The sequence below is a fragment of the Thermoleptolyngbya sichuanensis A183 genome, from assembly GCF_013177315.1.
GTDB lineage: Bacteria > Cyanobacteriota > Cyanobacteriia > Elainellales > Elainellaceae > Thermoleptolyngbya > Thermoleptolyngbya sichuanensis.
This window is the reverse complement of the sequence record NZ_CP053661.1, coordinates 5,137,370-5,154,894: the sequence shown is the minus strand read 5'-3', so window position 1 is coordinate 5,154,894 and position 17,525 is coordinate 5,137,370. Positions and strand designations below refer to the sequence as shown.

Here is a 17,525-nt window from a genome sequence, read left to right as displayed (position 1 = left end):
ATCTAATAGATGGCGCATTTTTTATAGATGGCGCATTTTTTAGGTGTTTAGGGTACTCAACGGTTCCCTGGGGTATGAAAGCGGTTTGCTTCAAGACCCTTTGTGATGGATATGTTTGGAATACCCGCTTGGAACATCAGAGAGGCAGGATCGCTCTAGGCTGTAAATTGGCACGCTGCAAAGCGCTATGGGGTCTGGATCAATGGTCTGAGTCACTGGTTTGAATCGTTTGTAGTTTAGGAGGATGCATTGTCTAAACAGGATCTGATTGAAATGGAAGGAACGGTAACGGATTCGTTGCCCAACGCCATGTTTCGCGTGGACTTAGACAACGGATTTAACGTCTTGGCCCATATTTCGGGCAAGATTCGCCGAAATTACATCAAAATTTTGCCGGGCGATCGCGTCAAGGTTGAGCTAACACCCTACGACCTGACAAAAGGGCGAATTACCTATCGCCTCCGAAATAAGAAGTAGGAGACGCACTGCATTCAAGTGTTAGTAGCTGTTAATGGCGTTTAGCGCGATCGCCTGCCCACAGGCGGCATATTTAATCTGAGACTTTTCCTTGACATTCTATCTAAAAAGTTGATAAGATACTGGGTTTGTAGTCAGTACTCAAATTTGGGACATTTCGGGGCATGAAAGTCCGAGCATCCGTCAAGAAAATCTGTGAGAAGTGTCGCGTCATCCGTCGCCGCGGCCGAGTTATGGTGATTTGTTCTAACCCCAAGCATAAGCAACGGCAGGGTTAGTACGTTGAGTGGTTGAATCGACCTAATCTTAGGTCAGTTTGAAGTTGAGTTCATTGCTGAGCGGCAGAAGTAGGAGTACAAAGCGTGGCACGAATTGCCGGAGTGGATCTTCCTCGCGATAAGCGTGTTGAAATCGGTTTGACCTATATCTATGGCATCGGGCTGACCCGATCCAAAGCAATCCTTGCGAAGACGGGTGTGAACCCCGATACTCGCGTTAAGGATCTGAGCGACGCAGATGTTGCAGCCCTGCGCGAAACGGTGGAGTCTGACTATGAGGTCGAGGGTGACCTCAGACGTTTGGAATCCCTGAACATTAAGCGCCTGATGGACATCGGCACCTACCGCGGCCGGCGGCACCGGATGGGTCTACCCGTTCGCGGACAGCGGACTCGCACGAATGCTCGAACCCGTCGCGGCGGTCGGCGCACGGTGGCTGGCAAGAAGAAGGCTCCTGGCAAGAAGTAGACGATAGGTTGAGGGTGGTGCTAGCGGACTTGTGTGAACCAGTGCGTGGTTCTTTGTCAGGCCGCTTTTGCCAGAAGTGAATTAGCGCGTTGGTTTTGTTCCCTCTTTGGTGTGGTTGTATCTGATTGCTTGACCTACTTGCCTCAGCGATCGAGATAGTTGCGGGCGGGAAGGCTTTTAGTCCTGGCTCTAAGGCTGTTTGAGTGCGATCGCCCTTCTACTTTCCTCTCAAGTGCTGCCAGTCCAATCTTCCACGCCTATTCACCCCATCCCTCTGAATCTATTTCCCTGTCCTAACAGTTTGACTACCCTTGGTTTGACAAAGTAAACCCTATTCCTAGACTTAGCGAAGAGAAATGGCTCGACAACCCACGAAACGAACTGGCCCCAAGAAGCAAAAGAAGAACATCCCCAGCGGCGTTGCCCATATCCAGTCCACATTCAACAACACGATCGTGACGATCACGGACGCAAACGGAGAGGCGATTTCTTGGGCCTCTGCTGGCTCCAGCGGCTTCAAAGGGGCCAAGAAAGGAACCCCTTTTGCGGCTCAGACTGCTGCTGAAAATGCGGCTCGTCGTGCCATGGATCAGGGAATGCGTCAGATTGAGGTGATGGTCAGTGGGCCCGGGTCAGGACGGGAGACTGCCATTCGAGCGCTCCAGGGCGCTGGACTGGAAATCACACTAATCCGCGACGTAACGCCTATCCCACACAACGGCTGTCGTCCTCCCAAGCGGCGTCGAGTCTAGTTTTTCCTGCTTTGTTGGGGCAAGGACTGCCGGAAGCTCAGCAAGCAGGGAGTCGAGCGGATTCAGTTGAGGGATAAAGCGCTGGTTTTTGTTTCGACGGTTGATATCTTTGCTAGGCTGACCAGTCAGGTTTTGTTTCTCCAGAGCAAGGGGATAGAGCGCTGGCAGACGAGAACATTGAAAACATAAGAAGGTTGCCTGCCTTCTGTGGCTAAGGAGAAGAGAGGTTGGTCTATGGCACATTTCAAGGTTGAGTGCATAGAGTCCGAAACAGGGAAAAACCAGAGTCTATACAGCAAGTTTGTTCTTGAGCCTTTGGAGCGGGGTCAGGGTACGACGGTCGGAAATGCACTCCGACGTGTGCTGCTGTCGAACCTAGAGGGGGCTGCGGTTACGGCAGTCCGCATTGCAGGGGTGACGCATGAGTTTATGACCGTGCCGGGTGTGAAAGAGGATGCCCTCGACATCCTGCTGAACATGAAGGAAGTCGTGCTGAAGAGTTACTCTTCTCAGCCCCAGATTGGACGGCTTCGGGTGGAGGGCCCGCTGGAGGTCACCTCTGCTTACTTCGATCTTCCATCTGATGTCGAAGTGGTGGATGAGACTCAGCACATCGCGACAGTTTCCGCAGGTTCTGTGCTGGAGATGGAGTTTAAGATCGAGAAGGGCATCGGCTATCGAGCCATTGATCGGAGCCGGGATGACTCTTCGGCGGTTGATTATTTGCAGATCGACTCAATTTTCATGCCTGTGCGTAAGGTGAATTACACCGTTGAGGATGCACGGGTTGGCGGATCTCTAGAAAAAGATCGCCTAATCATGGAAGTGTGGACGAATGGTAGCATCACTCCTCAAGATGCCCTGAGTCAGGCTGCCAGTATTCTGGTGGATCTATTTACCCCGCTGAAAGACATCACGATTGATGACATTGGGCCCATCTTCCCGGATGATGAAGATCCCCACAACCAGATCTTGATTGAGGAACTGAATCTTTCGGTTCGCGCCTACAACTGTCTGAAACGGGCCCAGATCAATACAGTGGCGGATTTACTGGAGTACTCCCAAGAAGATTTGTTAGAAATCAAAAACTTTGGTGCTAAGTCTGCCGAAGAGGTGATCGAGGCGCTTCAAACTCGCATGGGGATTACCTTGCCCCATGAAAAGCCTGCCAAGACTGGTTAAGGTCGTTGGGGTTCTAGCTTGCTGTGCCGTATTGGGGCTGGGCAAGGGTTAAGGACTTTGGGTGGGGACTTTACCGTGCTGCTTTCGTTTTGCTGTTTAGTTTAATTTCTAAGTGATATGCGTCACCGTCGTCGTGTTCCACAACTGGGTAAGCCCGCAGATCAGCGGCGCGCTCTCCTCAGAGCGCTGACTACCGAGCTCATTCGTCACGGTCGCATCACAACGACCAAGGTGCGGGCCAAGGCAGTTCGTTCCGAAGCAGAGCGAATGATTACGCTTGCAAAGGACGGCTCTCTGGCTGCTCGACGTGAGGTTCTGGGCTACCTTTATGACAAGCAGCTTGTTCACGCCCTGTTTGAGGGTGCGAAGGAGCGCTATGGCGATCGCAATGGGGGCTACACTCGCATTCAGCGAACCGTAAGCCGCCGGGGCGATAATGCTGAAATGGCGATTATCGAACTGACTTGAGGATGTAGGCATCTGGCTATGGCGATCGCGCTGCCAACGCTAAAGGAGTCTGCTAGTTCAGGGGAAGCCTGCTCGGTAGACTCACAACGGGTTGCCTTGGTCATTCAATACCTAGGCACTCGGTTTCACGGCTGGCAGCGGCAGGCGCAGCATCGCACCGTCCAGGAAGAAATTGAGCGGGCGATCGCCGCTGTGCTGGGGCATTCTGTGACGCTGCATGGCGCAGGGCGAACCGATTCTGGCGTTCACGCAGCCGCTCAGGTGGCTCATTTTGATGCGGCGACCCTGATACCGCCCTACCGCTGGCGCGATATTCTCAATAGCCGCCTGCCAGAAGACGTGCTGATTCGGGCTTCGGCCCCGGTGGATCGTTCCTGGCACGCTCGGTTTTCAGCGATTTGGCGACGCTATCGCTATACGCTCTACACCGACGCTTGCCCCAATTTGTTTGTCCGCCCCTTTAGTTGGCACTATTACCATGCGCCGCTGGATGTTGAAGCCATGCAGAAAGCGCTGACCCCATTGCTGGGGCGACAGCATTTGGCGGCATTTCACCGGGCTGGCTCGAAGCGGGCTCATTCCTGGGTCGATGTGCAGGCGGTAGAGTGCGTCCGACGCGGGCCCTTTGTGCAGCTAGAGATTCAGGCGAGTGGGTTCCTCTACGGCATGGTGCGTCTGCTGGTGGGAATGCTGGTTGACGTGGGACGGGGAGAGCGATCGCCCACCGAGTTTACCCGCCTCTGGCAAGAGCAGCGCCGGGACGAGGTAAAGTATGCCGCTCCGCCGCAGGGACTCTGCTTGCTGCGCGTAGGCTATCCTGATTCGCCCTTTGAGCCGAGCCTCTGGTATGACACGCAGCCCCAGTTCCTCTTGCCGCTGACCGAGCCAGCGATCGCCGTTGCCTCGTCTAGCTAGTGCGTCGTCAAGCCTTTTTCCTCTTTTGCCTAAGCCTCCTACTCTGAGCCTCCTACGAGCCTTTCCTGACCCTTTGACCCTCCTGGAACCCGATAGAACATCATGAACAAGACCTATCTTCCTCCCACAACCGAAATTGAGCGTAAGTGGTACGTCGTCGATGCGACCGATCAGCGCCTCGGACGGCTGGCCAGCGAAGTCGCCAATGTGCTGCGCGGCAAAAACAAGCCGGCCTTTACGCCGCATCTGGACACGGGTGATTTCGTAATCATCGTGAATGCTGAGAAAGTAGACGTGACGGGCAAAAAGCGCACTCAAAAGCTCTACCGTCGTCATTCTGGGCGGCCCGGCGGCATGAAGGTGGAGAACTTTACCAAGCTCCAGTCTCGCCTGCCAGAACGGATTGTAGAACAAGCCGTGAAGGGGATGTTGCCGAAGAACTCTTTGGGTCGCCAGTTGTTTACTAAGCTCAAGGTCTACGCGGGTCCGACCCATCCTCATGCGGCTCAGCAGCCCGAAGTTTTGACAATTAAAACGATTCCTGGAGAGAATTAAGAATGCAAGCTACTGAGAAGTCTGGTCGTGTTGTGTATTGGGGGACGGGTCGTCGCAAGTCGGCGATCGCCCGCGTTCGGCTGGTGCCTGGTACGGGTAAGCTGATCGTGAATGGCCGCCCCGGAGAAGAGTATCTCCAGTTCAACCCATCCTATTTGGCGATCGCCAAAGCGCCGCTGGAAACCCTGGGACTGGAAAATGAATACGACGTGTTGGTGAATGCAACGGGTGGCGGACTGACCGGACAGGCAGACTCAATCCGCCTGGGTGTAGCGCGAGCGCTCTGCGAGCTAGACCCTGAGAACCGCAAGCCGCTGAAAATTGAAGGCTACTTGACCCGCGATCCCCGTGCTAAGGAGCGGAAGAAGTACGGTCTGCACAAGGCCCGCAAGGCTCCCCAATACTCGAAGCGCTAGACTGGCTGTAGGGGCGATGTAGGCTGCACCTTGCCCGATTGCCTGCATTGACCGTTTGACAATCCTTGACAACCCTTGAAAAGCAACAGACTTGAGACTGCTATGCCGAAGCCTGACATCCATCCTACTTGGTATCCTGAAGCCAAGGTCTACTGCAACGGTGAATTGGTCACGACCGTTGGTTCCACTAAGCCCGAACTGCACGTCGATGTGTGGTCTGGAAACCATCCCTTCTACACGGGCACTCAGAAGATTATCGACACTGAGGGTCGCGTGGAGCGCTTCTTGCGGAAGTATGGGATGACCGACTCGCGCACAGGCGATGGCGCAGCGGCGGATAAGAAGAAGTAGCGATAGGAAAATTGGCGATCGCCTCCATTTTCTGAATTTTGACCCTCACGGGTGGCGAACCCTTCGCCTCACCTATCGTTCTTTCCCACTCCCACCGTTATGGCAGAAGCCTATCTTCTCGACAAGCTGAATTCTGTAGAGCAAACCTTTCACGAACTGACGCGGCGGCTAGCTGATCCCGATATTGCAACCGATCCCACGGAGTTCCAGAAGCTTGCTAAAACTCGGTCGTCACTAGAAGAAACGGTGACGACCTTTGACGCATGGAAAAAAGCCCAAAGCGACCTAGAAGGGGCGCGACAGATTCTGAAAGACGCGGGTGGCGACGCAGAACTGCGGGAAATGGCGGCGCTGGAAGTGGACGAGCTAGAAGAAAAAATCGCGCACCTGGAAAATCGGCTAAAGGTGCTGCTGCTGCCGCGAGATCCCAACGATGACAAGAACATCATGCTGGAGATCCGGGCGGGTGCAGGTGGCGACGAGGCTAGCATTTGGGCGGGTGACCTGCTGCGAATGTATTCCCGATACGCCGAAAGCCAAAACTGGCGGGTCAAGATGGTCAGCGAGTCGCTGGCGGATATGGGCGGCTTTAAAGAAGCCATTTTGGAAATTCAGGGCGACCAGGTATACAGCAAGCTCAAGTTCGAGGCTGGCGTTCATCGAGTGCAGCGAGTCCCCGTGACGGAAGCAGGCGGGCGGGTTCACACCTCGACGGCGACGGTCGCTATCATGCCGGAAGTCGATGATGTGGAAGTGGAAATCGATCCAAAGGATATTGAGCTAAAAACAGCGCGATCGGGTGGCGCAGGCGGGCAGAACGTGAACAAGGTGGAAACCGCTGTTGACCTGATCCACAAGCCAACAGGCATTCGCGTATTTTGCACCGAAGAGCGATCGCAGCTTCAAAACCGCGAACGTGCCATGCAAATCTTGCGAGCCAAGCTCTACGAAATCAAGCTGCGAGAACAGCAAGAAGCCGTCACCTCAATGCGCCGCTCTCAGGTTGGTACGGGTGAACGCTCCGAAAAAATTCGGACTTACAACTACAAGGACAATCGTGTCACCGACCATCGCTTAAACCAAAACTTTAGTCTCAACGCCGTCCTTGAAGGCGATTTAGAAGACCTGATTCAATCTTGCATTTCCAAAGACCAGCAAGAGCGACTGGAGGAAATGGCTGCGTCTTCTTGATGCAAGCCCGGCCGATGCATGTCAAGCCTGCATCAAGTCTTCGTGAAGCTCGATACCTCTACTCCGTCCGTTTTAGCAGGACACTAGAGTCAAGAGAGGCCTATTACTCTTTGGGCGGATTTAGGGGATGCTGACTGGGTGGTGGAGCATTAGGATCGATTAATTCGCTCAGGGCTTCGGTCAGTGCCTTCGGGTCCATGAACACAATTTTGGAGTTTGGGCTGTCGCCGAGTCGATAGCTGGCATCGACGTATCGTTGTGCGACCAGATATTTCATAATCTCCCGGCTATTGGGCTGAGACTTTAGCGCATCCGCAATCATCTTCATGGACTGCACTGCACCCTCGGCTTCTTCAATTGCCGCCTGTTTTTTGCCCTGCGCTTCAGAAATAGCCGCCTTCTTTTTACTTTCGGCAGCACGTTCTAGCTCCATTGCCCGCAGCACATCTGGGGCAGGCTCAATGCTCTGCACCTCCACCCGCGTCACCTTCACGCCCCAGGTTGCAGTTGCTTCGTCAAGCTGGTGCAGCAAGGCCTGGTTGATCTCGTTTCTAGAGGAAAAAGTCTGAGCCAGACTCATTCGCCCAATTTCGGAACGGAGCGTCGTCGTCACTAGGCTCTCCAGCGCTTCCTCAATATTTTCCACGGCATAGAACGTGCGCTCTAGCTGCAAAATTCGCCAGTAGACTACCGCGTCTACGTCAGCCGATACGTTGTCCCCGGTAATCGCCTTTTGCTTGTCGATATCCAGCACGCGCTCCCGGGTGGATTCTTCTAGAACAATCGTGTCGAGGAACGGCACCACAAAATTCAGCCCTGCCGTGAGCTTGCGGTGAAACTTCCCGAGTCGCTCTACTAGCGCCTCGGTGCCCTGATTGATGATTCTGACGGAGCCGACAGTGTAACCCACAATTAGGAGAGCAAGGGCAGCAACGATGGACTCCATAGGGTGCGATTCTCCAAAGCAGCGTTAGAGAGAAGAGAGTAGGGAGAAAGACTATAGAGAAGAGACTGTTCCTCTAATGTATCCTTTGTGGCGGGATTTGGTACGGATGAACCGTGATAGGGTGATGAGGTGATGGAGGCGGCCAGTAGAACCTTTTCTTAACAACTCTTTATTATGAGGTTAACCTCTACCATTGTCTGTCTCCATGCTGAGCCAAATTAAAGATCTTGCTGCGAGCCTTGCCCCCCGACTGGTTGAAATTCGCCGCCATCTGCATAGCCATCCTGAACTGAGCGGACAGGAATACCAGACGGCTGCTTATGTTTCAGGTGTGGTGTCGTCTTGTGGACTGCATGTGCAGGAACTAGTCGGCAAGACAGGCGTAGTGGCAGAACTGCGCGGCACAGACAGAGACTCCCGAATGTTGGCAATTCGCACGGATATGGATGCGCTGCCAATTCAGGAGCGTACAGGCCTGGAATTTGCTTCGCGGCAGCCGGGAATTATGCACGCCTGCGGTCATGATGTGCATACCACTGTGGGGCTGGGGACAGCGATGGTGCTGGCGCAGTTGGGGATTCAGTTTCCAGGCACGATTCGGTTCTTGTTTCAGCCTGCGGAGGAAACGGCGCAGGGCGCAGGCTGGATGATTCGTGATGGGGTGATGGAGGGCGTGACGGCTATCTTTGGGGTTCACACGTTTCCGACGATTCCGGGGGGATCGGTGGGGATTCGCTATGGGGCGCTGACGGCGGCGGCGGACGATTTGGAACTGGTGATTATGGGCGAATCGGGGCATGGGGCGCGACCGCATGAGGCGATCGACGCGATCTGGATTGCATCGCAGGTGGTGACGACGCTGCAACAGGCGATTAGTAGGACGCAAAACCCGCTGCGGCCAGTGGTGCTAACGATTGGGCAAATCCAGGGCGGGCGGGCACCGAATGTGATTGCGGATCAGGTGCGGATGCTGGGGACTGTGCGATCGCTCCATCCTGAAACCAGCGCCAGTCTGCCGGTCTGGATCGAGCAAATCGTGGCGAATGTCTGTCAGAGCTATGGGGCAAAGTACACGATGAACTATCGCCGGGGTGTGCCTTCGGTACAAAATGACCCAGCGTTGACGCAGATTATGGAGTCGGCGGCATCGGAAGCTTGGGGGGGCGATCGCGTCCAAATTCTTTTAGAACCCTCCCTCGGTGCTGAGGACTTCTCACTGTATCTGCAACATGCTCCTGGCACTATGTTTCGCCTGGGTGTAGCCTTTGCTGACAAGCCCAACTATCCGCTGCACCATCCCCAGTTTCATGTAGACGAAACGGCGATCGTGACGGGTGTGGTGACGATGGCCTACGCAGCGTATAAATATTGGCAGCAGTAATCGGAGGGTTGGGGCGTGGAGGATAAGAGCCGCCCTGGACTTGCTGCGGCACACTTGCTCTTGCTGGCAGTAATCGGAGGGTTGGGGTGTGGAGGATGAGGGCAGGATCGCTGGGCCATTCCATTACAAATGTCCATCATAAATGTCCCCCACAAATTTCCGTACCTGGGTGTCTAGAAATCCCACCCGGTTAACCACCTCGCTAAACCGCTATGCTGAATAGTATTGACCACTGGAAAAACGCCAGACGGCTGCGTAGTCTTTCGGCAATACTCGGAAAGATTTCACGTACTTTTGTGCGTTTGTCTGGTTAACTTCTAACGCAATATTGCAATGTTGAAACTTCGTGATATTGCAACATTTGCAACATCTAGACCCTTGGCAGAGGAGCCACATCGCTATGGCAGGCTTTGGAGATCTGGTTCAAAAGGCATTTTATCTGGGAGTTGGACTAGCATCCTACGCGGGTGAAAAAGCGGGCAGCACGCTGGCAGATTTGCGGGTGCAGGTGCAAAAGCTGGCAGATGAAATGGTTGCTCGTGGCGAAATCAGCGCCGAAGAAGCCCGCCGCATGGTGGAAGAGATGATGAACCGCGCTCAGCAGCCTGCGGGGGGTGAACCTGAAAAACCCGCAGAGCCGCGTCGCATCGAAATTCTGACGGATGAGGAAGAGCCGACGCAATCTGCTGGCCAGCCGACCGCCGAAAGCTCTGCAACATCGAGCCAGTCGCCTAGCCAGCCAACGGCAGATGATCTGCGTCAGCAAGTTGCCAAGCTGCAAGAGGAACTGAGACGGCTGAAACGGGATTAGGGACTGGGGATTCGGAATTGGGGATGAGGAGCGGTAGAGTGTCTGCTTGACAGGGCTGCGATCGCGCTGATTCTAGGTTCCGTATTGATCCCAACCTTTGCCCTTGGTATTGCTGCTCGACCCCGACCTTTAAAACTTGATCCCCAACCCCTGAGACCTATGTTTGAGACGATCGCCCAGCAAGTAGAACAGTTCCTGGAAGAGATTAACCGCGATGTGAATGAGGCGGTGGATGCAATTTTTGAATGGTCGGACGAAGTAGCAGAGCGGCTGAATGAGGCGATCGCCCCTGATCTCGATCAGATTGATCGCCAGATGGAAGAATGGCTGGCTCCCTTTATCAATGCGGTGACGGGCGTAGAAAGCACCATCCAGGAAACCGTACAGCCCTTTAACCAAACCGTTGACCCCATTCTCAACCGTCATCCCGCCTGCGTCGGCTGCCGCAACTACCACGGCCAGGTCTACGGCGGCACGATGCTGGTCTGCGGAATGCACCCGTTTGGCTGGGAAGGGGAGCATTGCCCCGATTTTGAGTCGGTCTGGAAAGGTGGAGATAAAGTCTAAAGTAAATGCCTAAAGTAAACGCTGGCATCCTTGTTGACTGTTTACTGCTGATTGTTTACCTTTACGTTCGGCCTTTCCGTTTACTCTCGCTACTCTAGCTCTCGCCTGCCCTCTAGCGCTCGCGCCAGCGTCACCTCGTCGGCGTATTCCAGGTCGCCCCCCATCGGCAGCCCAAAAGCAATGCGGGTGACCTTGGTAAACGGCTTTAGCAGTTGCCCAACATAAAGCGTGGTGGTGTCGCCTTCTACACTTGGGCTGATGGCCATGATGACTTCCTCAACGCCCTGCTGGGCTACGCGCTTAACCAGGGGCGAAATATGGAGATGGTCGGGGCCGATGCCTTCCATCGGAGAAATCAAGCCGCCCAAAACGTGGTATTTGCCCTTGTATTCGCGAGTTTTTTCTAGGGCGATGACATCGCGAGAATCGGCCACCACGCAGATGAGCTGCGGATCGCGGCTGGGATTTTTGCAAATGTCGCAGACGGGTTCGGCCGACAGGTGAAAACAAACGGAACACAGTCCGACTTGCTGTTTTGCCTCTAGCAGCGCCTGTGCTAAGGCTTTCACTTCTTCTTCTGGCCGCTTAAGAATGTGCAGCGCCAGCCGCTGAGCCGATTTGGGCCCAACGCCAGGAAGCCGTTGTAACTGTTCAATAAGGCGGGCGAGGGGACGAGTGTAGACCAGGGTTCCTCCAGGGGCCGCGAGGCGCAAAAGGGGTATAGATTTTCGATCATAGAGGATGGTTGCAGGATTAGGGCTGCTCAGCAGTTGCATCCTGGCTACGAATTTGAGGACACCTGCGATTCCGCTTTAGAATCGTAGAATTGAGCGTAATTTTTGTTAGTTAGAAAACCTATGGTGAGGCTCTTTAAGCCGTCGTTTCGCAAGCAGATTGCCCGGATTGAGGTGGCGGGGGCGATCGCCAGTGACACTCGTAAGCGCGTTCTGGAAGCCCTCAAGCAAGTCGAGGAGCGGAAGTTTCCTGCACTGTTGCTACGAATCGACAGCCCTGGTGGAACGGTGGGCGATTCTCAGGAAATCTATCAAGCGCTAAAGCGGCTGGGTGAAAAAATCAAAATCGTCGCCAGCTTTGGCAATATCTCAGCCTCTGGCGGTGTTTATATTGGCATGGGCGCACAGCATATTGTGGCAAACCCTGGCACGGTGACGGGCAGTATTGGTGTCATTCTGCGGGGCAATAATCTGGAGCGCCTGCTGGAGCGAATTGGCGTGTCCTTCAAGGTGATTAAATCTGGCCCGTATAAAGACATTCTGGCCTTTGACCGAGAACTGACAGAGCCAGAGCAACATATTCTGCAAGAGCTGATTGACACGAGCTACGGTCAGTTTGTGCAAACGGTGGCTGAAGCTAGGAACCTAGCGGTTGAAACCGTCCGGGGCTTTGCCGATGGACGGATTTTCACTGGGCAACAAGCGCTGGAACTGGGTGTGGTGGATCGCCTGGGGACTGAGGAAGATGCCCGTCGCTGGACCTGCGAACTGGCTGGCCTCGATCCAGAAAAGACTCGCACGTTTAACATCGAGGAGAAAAAGAGCTTGCTCCGTCGATTGCGAACGGGGAGTGAAATGCAGGGCGATCGCCTTGGCAGTTTGCTTGCCCACAGGCTATCTTCGGCTACAGACTGGATCGAGTTTGAACTGGCGACGAGCGGCGTGCCGCTGTGGATGTATCGGCCATAGGCGGTGTGATGGAGTCACGAAGTGATGGCATGGCGGGGCAGTAACCCTTCTCCCAATCCCAATCCTTCTACGCTCCATTCCCCAAATACTCAAAACGGGAGGACAAATCTGTGGGTTGGCGAGTTCGGGCAATTCGGGGCGCAACGACGGTTGCAGAGAATACAGAAGGGGCGATCGCCGAAGCGGTAATCGAGTTATTGGAAGAATTAGAACGGCTCAACCCCGGAGTCCTCGACCCGGACGAAATCGTGAACCTGATTTTCTCCGTTACGCCAGACCTGGATGCTGTCTTTCCGGCCAAAATTGCCCGCCAGCGCCCTGGTTGGAACGATGTGCCGCTGCTGGATTTGCAGCAAATGGCAGTGAAAGGGAGCCTACCGCGCTGCATCCGCCTGCTGCTGCAAATCAACTTACCCGCTGAGGTGCGCGTCCGCCATGCCTACCTGCGAGAGGCGGCAGAGCTGCGTCCGGATTGGCAGTATGCGCCGATGACGCTCCAGTAGGAGCATTACTTCACCGCGCCTTCCCATAGCCAGCCCAATTGCAAAACCAGCCCTGGCAGAACGGGTTCACCGGACAGGCTGGCGGGCGCGTCTAGCACTTCTACGGGCTGGTCGGGTCGATAAATTTCGGCTTGCTGTTCCTCTGGATTCAGCATCCAACCGAGCTTTACGCCACAGGAAAGGTATTCCTGCATCTTGGCGCGAATGGTTTGGGGATTGTCGCTGGGGGAGAGAAGCTCCAGCACAAAGTCGGGGCAAATGGGCGGAAACTTGCGACGGAAATCGGGCGGCAGGGCTTCCCAGCGAGCCTTTTCAACCCAGGCTACGTCAGGAGAGCGATCGCCCCCACCCGGCAACCGAAAACAGGTAGACGAATCGAACACAACGCCTAGATCTGTACTTTCATTCCAGATAACGAAGCGAGCAGTCAATTTTGCATTATCTTTTCCAGTTTCTCCGCCGCTGGGAGCCATGATGACGAGTTCTCCGTTGGGGGTGCGCTCAAACTTGATGTCGGGATTGTTGGCACAGAGCGCGTCAAACTGAGCTTCAGTCAGCACAGTAATGGCACTCAGATCAATAGTGAAGTGGGTCATTGGACGGTGGCTCCTTGCGCCGACGTTAACTCTAGAATAGGCTCTATGGCAAGGATTGGAGGTCAAGGAGTAGAGTTCAGGGCTGAACGCTAGAAAATTTTGAGACTTTGAGATACGAGATTTTGAAACATGAGACTTTGAGATATGAAATTTTGAGACTATTTACAGACTCGAAGATGTCCCAAAGATCTTGATGCGCCATTTGCCTGCTATACACTGAAATGTGTGGCCGAGTAGCAATTCAAATGTTCTACTCTAAGATTCTAGCCCCTGATAGTTGAGCCATCAGGGTGATCCATACTTTGATCCCCATATATTTTGATCTCCATATCTTGATCCAGGTGTTCTCTTTGCCCCTCCTATGTTAATTTCTCTCAACATTGAGAACTTTGCCCTGGTCGATCGCCTAGAGATTCGGTTTGGCCAAGGCTTGAATGTGCTGACGGGGGAAACGGGCGCGGGTAAATCGATTATTCTCGACGCGCTGGATGCGGCACTGGGCGGCAAGGTATCGGGGCGGGCGGTGCGAACAGGGGCGGATTCGGCGCGAATCGAGGCGACTTTTGCGATGGAGCCTGTGCTGCAAGACTGGCTGGCGGCGCAGGATCTTGAGCCGCTAGAGGATGAAACGCTAGTGTGTAGCCGCGAGATGACGCTGGGGCAGGGCAGCGTCCGCAGCCGTTCGCGGGTGAATGGGGTGGTGGTGAACAAGCAGCAGATGGAAGACCTGCGCGATCGCCTCGTGGAAATTACCGCCCAGGGGCAAACCGTGCAACTAGGGCAGCCCAGCCTCCAGCGCGACTGGCTCGATAGCTTTGGTGGCGCTGCCCTAATGCAGCAGCGAGAAGTCGTCGCAGCCGCCTATGCCGCGTTTCAGCAGGCGGCACAAGCGCTAGAAAAACGCCGCCAGATGGAGCAACAACGCCAGCAGCAGCTTGATTTGTTTGAATATCAGGCAAAGGAACTGTCGGCGGCAAATCTCAGCGATCCGCAAGAGTTGGAGCAGTTGGAGCAGGAACGCCAGCGCCTCAGCCATACGGTGGAGCTACAGCAACAGAGCTATCAGGTGTATCAGGCGCTTTACCAGAACGACACGGGCGGCAATGCAGCGGCAGATCTGTTGGGCAAAGCGGAAAATTGGTTGACGGATATGGTGCGCTATGACCGAGATCTGGAGCCAGTGTTGGATATGGTGGCGGAAGCGTTGGCGCGGGTACAGGAGGCGGGTCGGCAAATCAACACCTACGGTGAGGGGTTGGAAACGGACCCGGAGCGCCTGGAAGCCGTGGAGCAGCGAATTATTCAGCTTAAGCAGATTTGCAAGAAGTATGGCCCGACTCTTGCCGAGGCGATCGCCTACGCGCAGCGGGTGCAGGCGGATGTGGACGCGCTCAGCGATGGCGGACAATCGCTAGAAGCGCTGGAAGCCCAGTATGCCCAGCGTCAGCAAGAACTCGCCGCCGCCTGTGCCCAGCTTACGGAACTGCGTCGCGCTGCCGCCCACACGCTGGAAGCTCGAATAATTGAGGAACTGAAGCCACTGGCAATGGAAAAGGTGCAGTTTCAGGTGGAGATTATGCCGGTGAATCCAACAGCGGCCGGGGGCGATCGCATCACGTTTCTGTTTAGCCCCAATCCTGGCGAACCGCTGCAACCGCTGACGGCGATCGCCTCTGGTGGGGAAATGAGCCGCTTTTTGCTGGCGCTGAAGGTGTGCTTTTCGCAGGTCGATCCGATCGGCACAATGGTCTTTGACGAAATTGACGTGGGGGTGTCGGGGCGCGTGGCCCAGGCGATTGCCGATAAGCTGCACCAGCTTGGCAGCCGCCATCAGGTACTCTGCGTGACGCACCAGCCGCTCGTTGCCGCCATGGCCCATACCCACTTTCGGGTCGATAAGCAGGTGATTGACCCAGCCGCAGAATCCACCAGCAAAAATGACCGCAGGAAGGCTAAAGCAACCCCTGAGCCAGTAGATCCTGAGCCAGTAGATACAGATTTGCTGGAGGGATCTGAAGACGTGCGAACGGTGGTGCGCGTATCCCAACTGAGCGATGAGCAGCGCCGCCATGAGCTGGCTCAGCTCGTGGGTGGGAATGAAGAGGCGATCGCCTTTGCCGATTCGCTGCTGACTCAGGCCGCATCCCGTCAGCAGGACTCTGGAACTAAAACTGTAGCCAAGCCTAGGCGAAATCGGGGTTGAAGGCTTGCAAAAACTGTATCTTTGGGCTACCTGCAAGAATGACAACTGTCATGAGCTTGCAAGAATGACAACTGCCCTGAGCAGCCCTATCCTCTTTCGACTTTAGTTTGGACTAACTGGCATCACAATAATGCTCAACAGGATGCCATAAAGAATCTGCTCAACCGTTCATAACAGTTGAACTTAAGGAATTGGATACAATCCTGCTCGCAGTTAAGCTGCTGTTGCAACCGGACTGTTCAGGGATTGTTCGGATGTCTTGCGTTTCGAGGCTCGTTTTTTGACCATCGGATAGCAGGGACGAGGAGTTGGCTTGTGCCCCTTGCCTCGTCCTGGCGATTTACCACGAGGTTTAGGCGCAGGAGCAGGGGTGCCAATCGCTGCCAAAATGCCTGCAAACGCTTGTGCGACCCGACCCGGAGTCAACGTTTCTTGCGGTGCCTGCCAGGGCAAGGGGTGGTCAGTACAGTCCTTTCGCGCTAACCACAACTGCCAACTGAGCAACGGCATCAGGCTGCTCCACTGTTCGGTTGCCGATACAGAACTGAACTGGGGATGTGTCCAATATAGCCTCTGCTTGGCAAAGCGATACCAGTGTTCAATGGCAAAGCGACGGAGGTAGTGCAACCACAGGGTTTCTAACGGAGGCATCTGCTCACCCAGCCAAACTAACCACAAAGGAGCCAAGCGTCGCGTGCTGCTCTGTGTCTCCAGCACCTCCACGCGCAACACTTCCATTGCCCGTTTGGGGGATTTGCGGAAATGGTATGCACTCCAACGACTGACCCGCACTCGTCCCCAGTTGGGATCATCGACTTCAACGGTTTCGACCGGGACACTCCAAGTGTCAGGGTCATTGAGTTTCATCTTATGTCCATGCTTGGCAGGTGCGCCTCGCCCTCGATACGCTGGGGGCGCGCCATAGACACATCGATTGGATGTAACCCGCAGCAGCAAGTCTGCCTCAATCCCTGCCGTTTGGTTGACAAAACTGGCATTGCCGTACCCTCGGTCGTAGATCGCCAACGGACGCACCGCTAACTGCCGAGTCACTTGTTTGAGTTGGAATGCCGCTTTACTGGCGGGTGTTTCAAAGCTGGTGATGCGCTCATGCCGCAATGGTAATGCCCAACTGCCCCTGTCTTCAGCAATCCAGGCTAAGGTACTGTAGTTTTGTCCGGCTATCGGGGCATGTCCTGTTCTGCCTGATAAGGTGCGGTCTTTCAAACGCCTGGCAGCAGGACGGTTCCACCGACTCGCATCACCTGCCAACAACGGTTGCTGCTGAGTCGGTATCTGCTGCACCAACAGCTTCAGCACCTTTGATCGGGGTAGGCGGCTATCGCGCAACGCTTCATAGGTGCTCGACCACTGGCGACGAAAGACAGGACTCTGCGATAGCCTCACAAACGACACGATGCACGCACTCACTAACACGGCATCCATCAGATCAAACAGGGCATCTCTGGCGTTTCCCAAGCTGGCATACAACGTTTGGCGAAATTGCTGAAGTTCGTTGAAAATCATGGGGTCAATGTTGGTTGTACTTCATTGACCTTACGGCAGTCGGTGCTTCTCATTGACTGCCTTCCTCTTCACCATTAGTCCAAACTAAAGTTTCGAGGAATTCTTCCAGAAATAACTTCCCCAGCCTTCCTAATTAAGACAATAAGAAAAAATTTTTTCAGATGTCTTCATTAAGCAGACTGGGGAGATCAAAATGGAATCCACCAGTGCTTTAATTTGATGAGCCTGGGAGTCA

21 protein-coding genes are annotated in these 17,525 nt (G+C 54.6%); 17 read left to right on the top strand and 4 right to left on the bottom strand.

The features are described from left to right. The first annotated feature begins 249 nt into the window (after window positions 1-249). The 11 genes from infA (at window position 250) to prfA (ending at window position 7,053) form a co-directional block, all read left to right on the top strand. Window positions 250-477, top strand: coding sequence for a translation initiation factor IF-1 (infA, locus tag HPC62_RS21355; RefSeq protein WP_058881950.1), 228 nt, complete (start codon window positions 250-252; stop codon window positions 475-477). A 164-nt stretch (window positions 478-641) separates the two neighbouring features. Continuing rightward, entirely contained in the window at window positions 642-755 is a 114-nt protein-coding gene (rpmJ, locus tag HPC62_RS21350) for a 50S ribosomal protein L36 (protein WP_006618079.1), read from the top strand. An 84-nt stretch (window positions 756-839) separates the two neighbouring features. After that, on the top strand, window positions 840-1,223 hold the full coding sequence (gene rpsM, locus HPC62_RS21345) for a 30S ribosomal protein S13 (RefSeq protein WP_068510050.1): 384 nt from the start codon (window positions 840-842) through the stop codon (window positions 1,221-1,223). A gap of 356 nt (window positions 1,224-1,579) precedes the next feature. After that, entirely contained in the window at window positions 1,580-1,975 is a 396-nt protein-coding gene (gene rpsK, locus HPC62_RS21340) for a 30S ribosomal protein S11 (RefSeq protein WP_068510048.1), read from the top strand. Window positions 1,976-2,209: 234 nt separating this feature from the next. Further along, entirely contained in the window at window positions 2,210-3,157 is a 948-nt protein-coding gene (locus tag HPC62_RS21335; protein ID WP_172358428.1) for a DNA-directed RNA polymerase subunit alpha, read from the top strand. Between the two features lie 117 nt (window positions 3,158-3,274). Further along, window positions 3,275-3,625, top strand: a complete 351-nt coding sequence (gene rplQ / locus HPC62_RS21330) for a 50S ribosomal protein L17 (RefSeq protein WP_172358427.1) — start codon at window positions 3,275-3,277, stop codon at window positions 3,623-3,625. Window positions 3,626-3,643: 18 nt separating this feature from the next. After that, window positions 3,644-4,540 (top strand): tRNA pseudouridine(38-40) synthase TruA, encoded by an 897-nt coding sequence (gene truA / locus HPC62_RS21325; protein WP_172358426.1) that lies wholly within the window; start codon window positions 3,644-3,646, stop codon window positions 4,538-4,540. A gap of 102 nt (window positions 4,541-4,642) precedes the next feature. Then, window positions 4,643-5,095 carry a 50S ribosomal protein L13 gene (gene rplM / locus HPC62_RS21320; RefSeq protein ID WP_172358425.1) on the top strand — a complete coding sequence of 151 codons (453 nt, stop codon included), beginning with the start codon at window positions 4,643-4,645 and terminating at the stop codon, window positions 5,093-5,095. Between the two features lie 2 nt (window positions 5,096-5,097). After that, window positions 5,098-5,511 carry a 30S ribosomal protein S9 gene (rpsI, locus tag HPC62_RS21315; RefSeq protein ID WP_068510037.1) on the top strand — a complete coding sequence of 138 codons (414 nt, stop codon included), beginning with the start codon at window positions 5,098-5,100 and terminating at the stop codon, window positions 5,509-5,511. 102 nt (window positions 5,512-5,613) lie between these two features. Continuing rightward, the gene (gene rpmE, locus HPC62_RS21310; protein ID WP_172358424.1) at window positions 5,614-5,862 is read left to right on the top strand and encodes a 50S ribosomal protein L31; all 249 of its coding nucleotides are present in this window, start codon (window positions 5,614-5,616) and stop codon (window positions 5,860-5,862) included. Window positions 5,863-5,961: 99 nt separating this feature from the next. Beyond that, window positions 5,962-7,053 (top strand): peptide chain release factor 1, encoded by a 1,092-nt coding sequence (gene prfA, locus HPC62_RS21305; protein ID WP_172358423.1) that lies wholly within the window; start codon window positions 5,962-5,964, stop codon window positions 7,051-7,053. Between the two features lie 103 nt (window positions 7,054-7,156). Here prfA and HPC62_RS21300 read toward each other — a convergent pair whose 3' ends face one another. Then, window positions 7,157-7,999: an SPFH domain-containing protein gene (locus tag HPC62_RS21300; protein WP_172358422.1), complete on the bottom strand. Its 843-nt coding sequence runs from the start codon at window positions 7,997-7,999 to the stop codon at window positions 7,157-7,159. A 205-nt stretch (window positions 8,000-8,204) separates the two neighbouring features. Between HPC62_RS21300 and HPC62_RS21295 the strand changes: the two genes are divergently transcribed. The 3 genes from HPC62_RS21295 to HPC62_RS21285 all read left to right on the top strand — a co-directional run bounded on the left by HPC62_RS21295 (window position 8,205) and on the right by HPC62_RS21285 (window position 10,758). After that, window positions 8,205-9,380 (top strand): M20 family metallopeptidase, encoded by a 1,176-nt coding sequence (locus HPC62_RS21295; RefSeq protein WP_172358421.1) that lies wholly within the window; start codon window positions 8,205-8,207, stop codon window positions 9,378-9,380. A 400-nt stretch (window positions 9,381-9,780) separates the two neighbouring features. Further along, window positions 9,781-10,191: a phasin family protein gene (locus HPC62_RS21290; protein ID WP_172358420.1), complete on the top strand. Its 411-nt coding sequence runs from the start codon at window positions 9,781-9,783 to the stop codon at window positions 10,189-10,191. A gap of 159 nt (window positions 10,192-10,350) precedes the next feature. After that, the gene (locus HPC62_RS21285; protein WP_172358419.1) at window positions 10,351-10,758 is read left to right on the top strand and encodes a hypothetical protein; all 408 of its coding nucleotides are present in this window, start codon (window positions 10,351-10,353) and stop codon (window positions 10,756-10,758) included. Between the two features lie 89 nt (window positions 10,759-10,847). On the opposite strand, the gene recR is transcribed toward HPC62_RS21285, so the two are convergent. Beyond that, entirely contained in the window at window positions 10,848-11,444 is a 597-nt protein-coding gene (recR, locus tag HPC62_RS21280) for a recombination mediator RecR (RefSeq protein WP_225906847.1), read from the bottom strand. 171 nt (window positions 11,445-11,615) lie between these two features. On the opposite strand from recR, the gene sppA reads away from it, so the two are divergent. Then, entirely contained in the window at window positions 11,616-12,461 is an 846-nt protein-coding gene (sppA, locus tag HPC62_RS21275) for a signal peptide peptidase SppA (protein ID WP_172358417.1), read from the top strand. Between the two features lie 110 nt (window positions 12,462-12,571). Beyond that, window positions 12,572-12,964 (top strand): chorismate mutase, encoded by a 393-nt coding sequence (aroH, locus tag HPC62_RS21270; RefSeq protein ID WP_172358416.1) that lies wholly within the window; start codon window positions 12,572-12,574, stop codon window positions 12,962-12,964. A 5-nt stretch (window positions 12,965-12,969) separates the two neighbouring features. Here aroH and HPC62_RS21265 read toward each other — a convergent pair whose 3' ends face one another. Next, window positions 12,970-13,560, bottom strand: coding sequence for a Uma2 family endonuclease (locus HPC62_RS21265; protein ID WP_172358415.1), 591 nt, complete (start codon window positions 13,558-13,560; stop codon window positions 12,970-12,972). Between the two features lie 361 nt (window positions 13,561-13,921). Here HPC62_RS21265 and recN point away from each other — a divergent pair, with 361 nt between their 5' ends. Beyond that, window positions 13,922-15,763, top strand: coding sequence for a DNA repair protein RecN (recN, locus tag HPC62_RS21260; RefSeq protein WP_172358414.1), 1,842 nt, complete (start codon window positions 13,922-13,924; stop codon window positions 15,761-15,763). Between the two features lie 213 nt (window positions 15,764-15,976). On the opposite strand, the gene HPC62_RS21255 is transcribed toward recN, so the two are convergent. Further along, window positions 15,977-17,290, bottom strand: coding sequence for an NF041680 family putative transposase (locus HPC62_RS21255; RefSeq protein WP_172353244.1), 1,314 nt, complete (start codon window positions 17,288-17,290; stop codon window positions 15,977-15,979). Window positions 17,291-17,525: the final 235 nt, after the last annotated feature.

What these genes read in the sequence shown, in the direction of transcription:
- recN (WP_172358414.1), top strand. Translation starts at nt 13,922, where the DNA reads ATGTTAATTTCTCTCAACATTGAGAACTTTGCCCTGGTCGATCGCCTA.
- rpmE (WP_172358424.1), top strand. Translation starts at nt 5,614, where the DNA reads ATGCCGAAGCCTGACATCCATCCTACTTGGTATCCTGAAGCCAAGGTC.
- sppA (WP_172358417.1), top strand. Translation starts at nt 11,616, where the DNA reads ATGGTGAGGCTCTTTAAGCCGTCGTTTCGCAAGCAGATTGCCCGGATT.
- rpsK (WP_068510048.1), top strand. Translation starts at nt 1,580, where the DNA reads ATGGCTCGACAACCCACGAAACGAACTGGCCCCAAGAAGCAAAAGAAG.
- HPC62_RS21290 (WP_172358420.1), top strand. Translation starts at nt 9,781, where the DNA reads ATGGCAGGCTTTGGAGATCTGGTTCAAAAGGCATTTTATCTGGGAGTT.
- HPC62_RS21265 (WP_172358415.1), bottom strand. Translation starts at nt 13,560, where the DNA reads ATGACCCACTTCACTATTGATCTGAGTGCCATTACTGTGCTGACTGAA.
- HPC62_RS21335 (WP_172358428.1), top strand. Translation starts at nt 2,210, where the DNA reads ATGGCACATTTCAAGGTTGAGTGCATAGAGTCCGAAACAGGGAAAAAC.
- rplM (WP_172358425.1), top strand. Translation starts at nt 4,643, where the DNA reads ATGAACAAGACCTATCTTCCTCCCACAACCGAAATTGAGCGTAAGTGG.
- rpsI (WP_068510037.1), top strand. Translation starts at nt 5,098, where the DNA reads ATGCAAGCTACTGAGAAGTCTGGTCGTGTTGTGTATTGGGGGACGGGT.
- truA (WP_172358426.1), top strand. Translation starts at nt 3,644, where the DNA reads ATGGCGATCGCGCTGCCAACGCTAAAGGAGTCTGCTAGTTCAGGGGAA.
- HPC62_RS21300 (WP_172358422.1), bottom strand. Translation starts at nt 7,999, where the DNA reads ATGGAGTCCATCGTTGCTGCCCTTGCTCTCCTAATTGTGGGTTACACT.
- HPC62_RS21295 (WP_172358421.1), top strand. Translation starts at nt 8,205, where the DNA reads ATGCTGAGCCAAATTAAAGATCTTGCTGCGAGCCTTGCCCCCCGACTG.
- prfA (WP_172358423.1), top strand. Translation starts at nt 5,962, where the DNA reads ATGGCAGAAGCCTATCTTCTCGACAAGCTGAATTCTGTAGAGCAAACC.
- HPC62_RS21285 (WP_172358419.1), top strand. Translation starts at nt 10,351, where the DNA reads ATGTTTGAGACGATCGCCCAGCAAGTAGAACAGTTCCTGGAAGAGATT.
- rplQ (WP_172358427.1), top strand. Translation starts at nt 3,275, where the DNA reads ATGCGTCACCGTCGTCGTGTTCCACAACTGGGTAAGCCCGCAGATCAG.
- rpmJ (WP_006618079.1), top strand. Translation starts at nt 642, where the DNA reads ATGAAAGTCCGAGCATCCGTCAAGAAAATCTGTGAGAAGTGTCGCGTC.
- HPC62_RS21255 (WP_172353244.1), bottom strand. Translation starts at nt 17,290, where the DNA reads ATGATTTTCAACGAACTTCAGCAATTTCGCCAAACGTTGTATGCCAGC.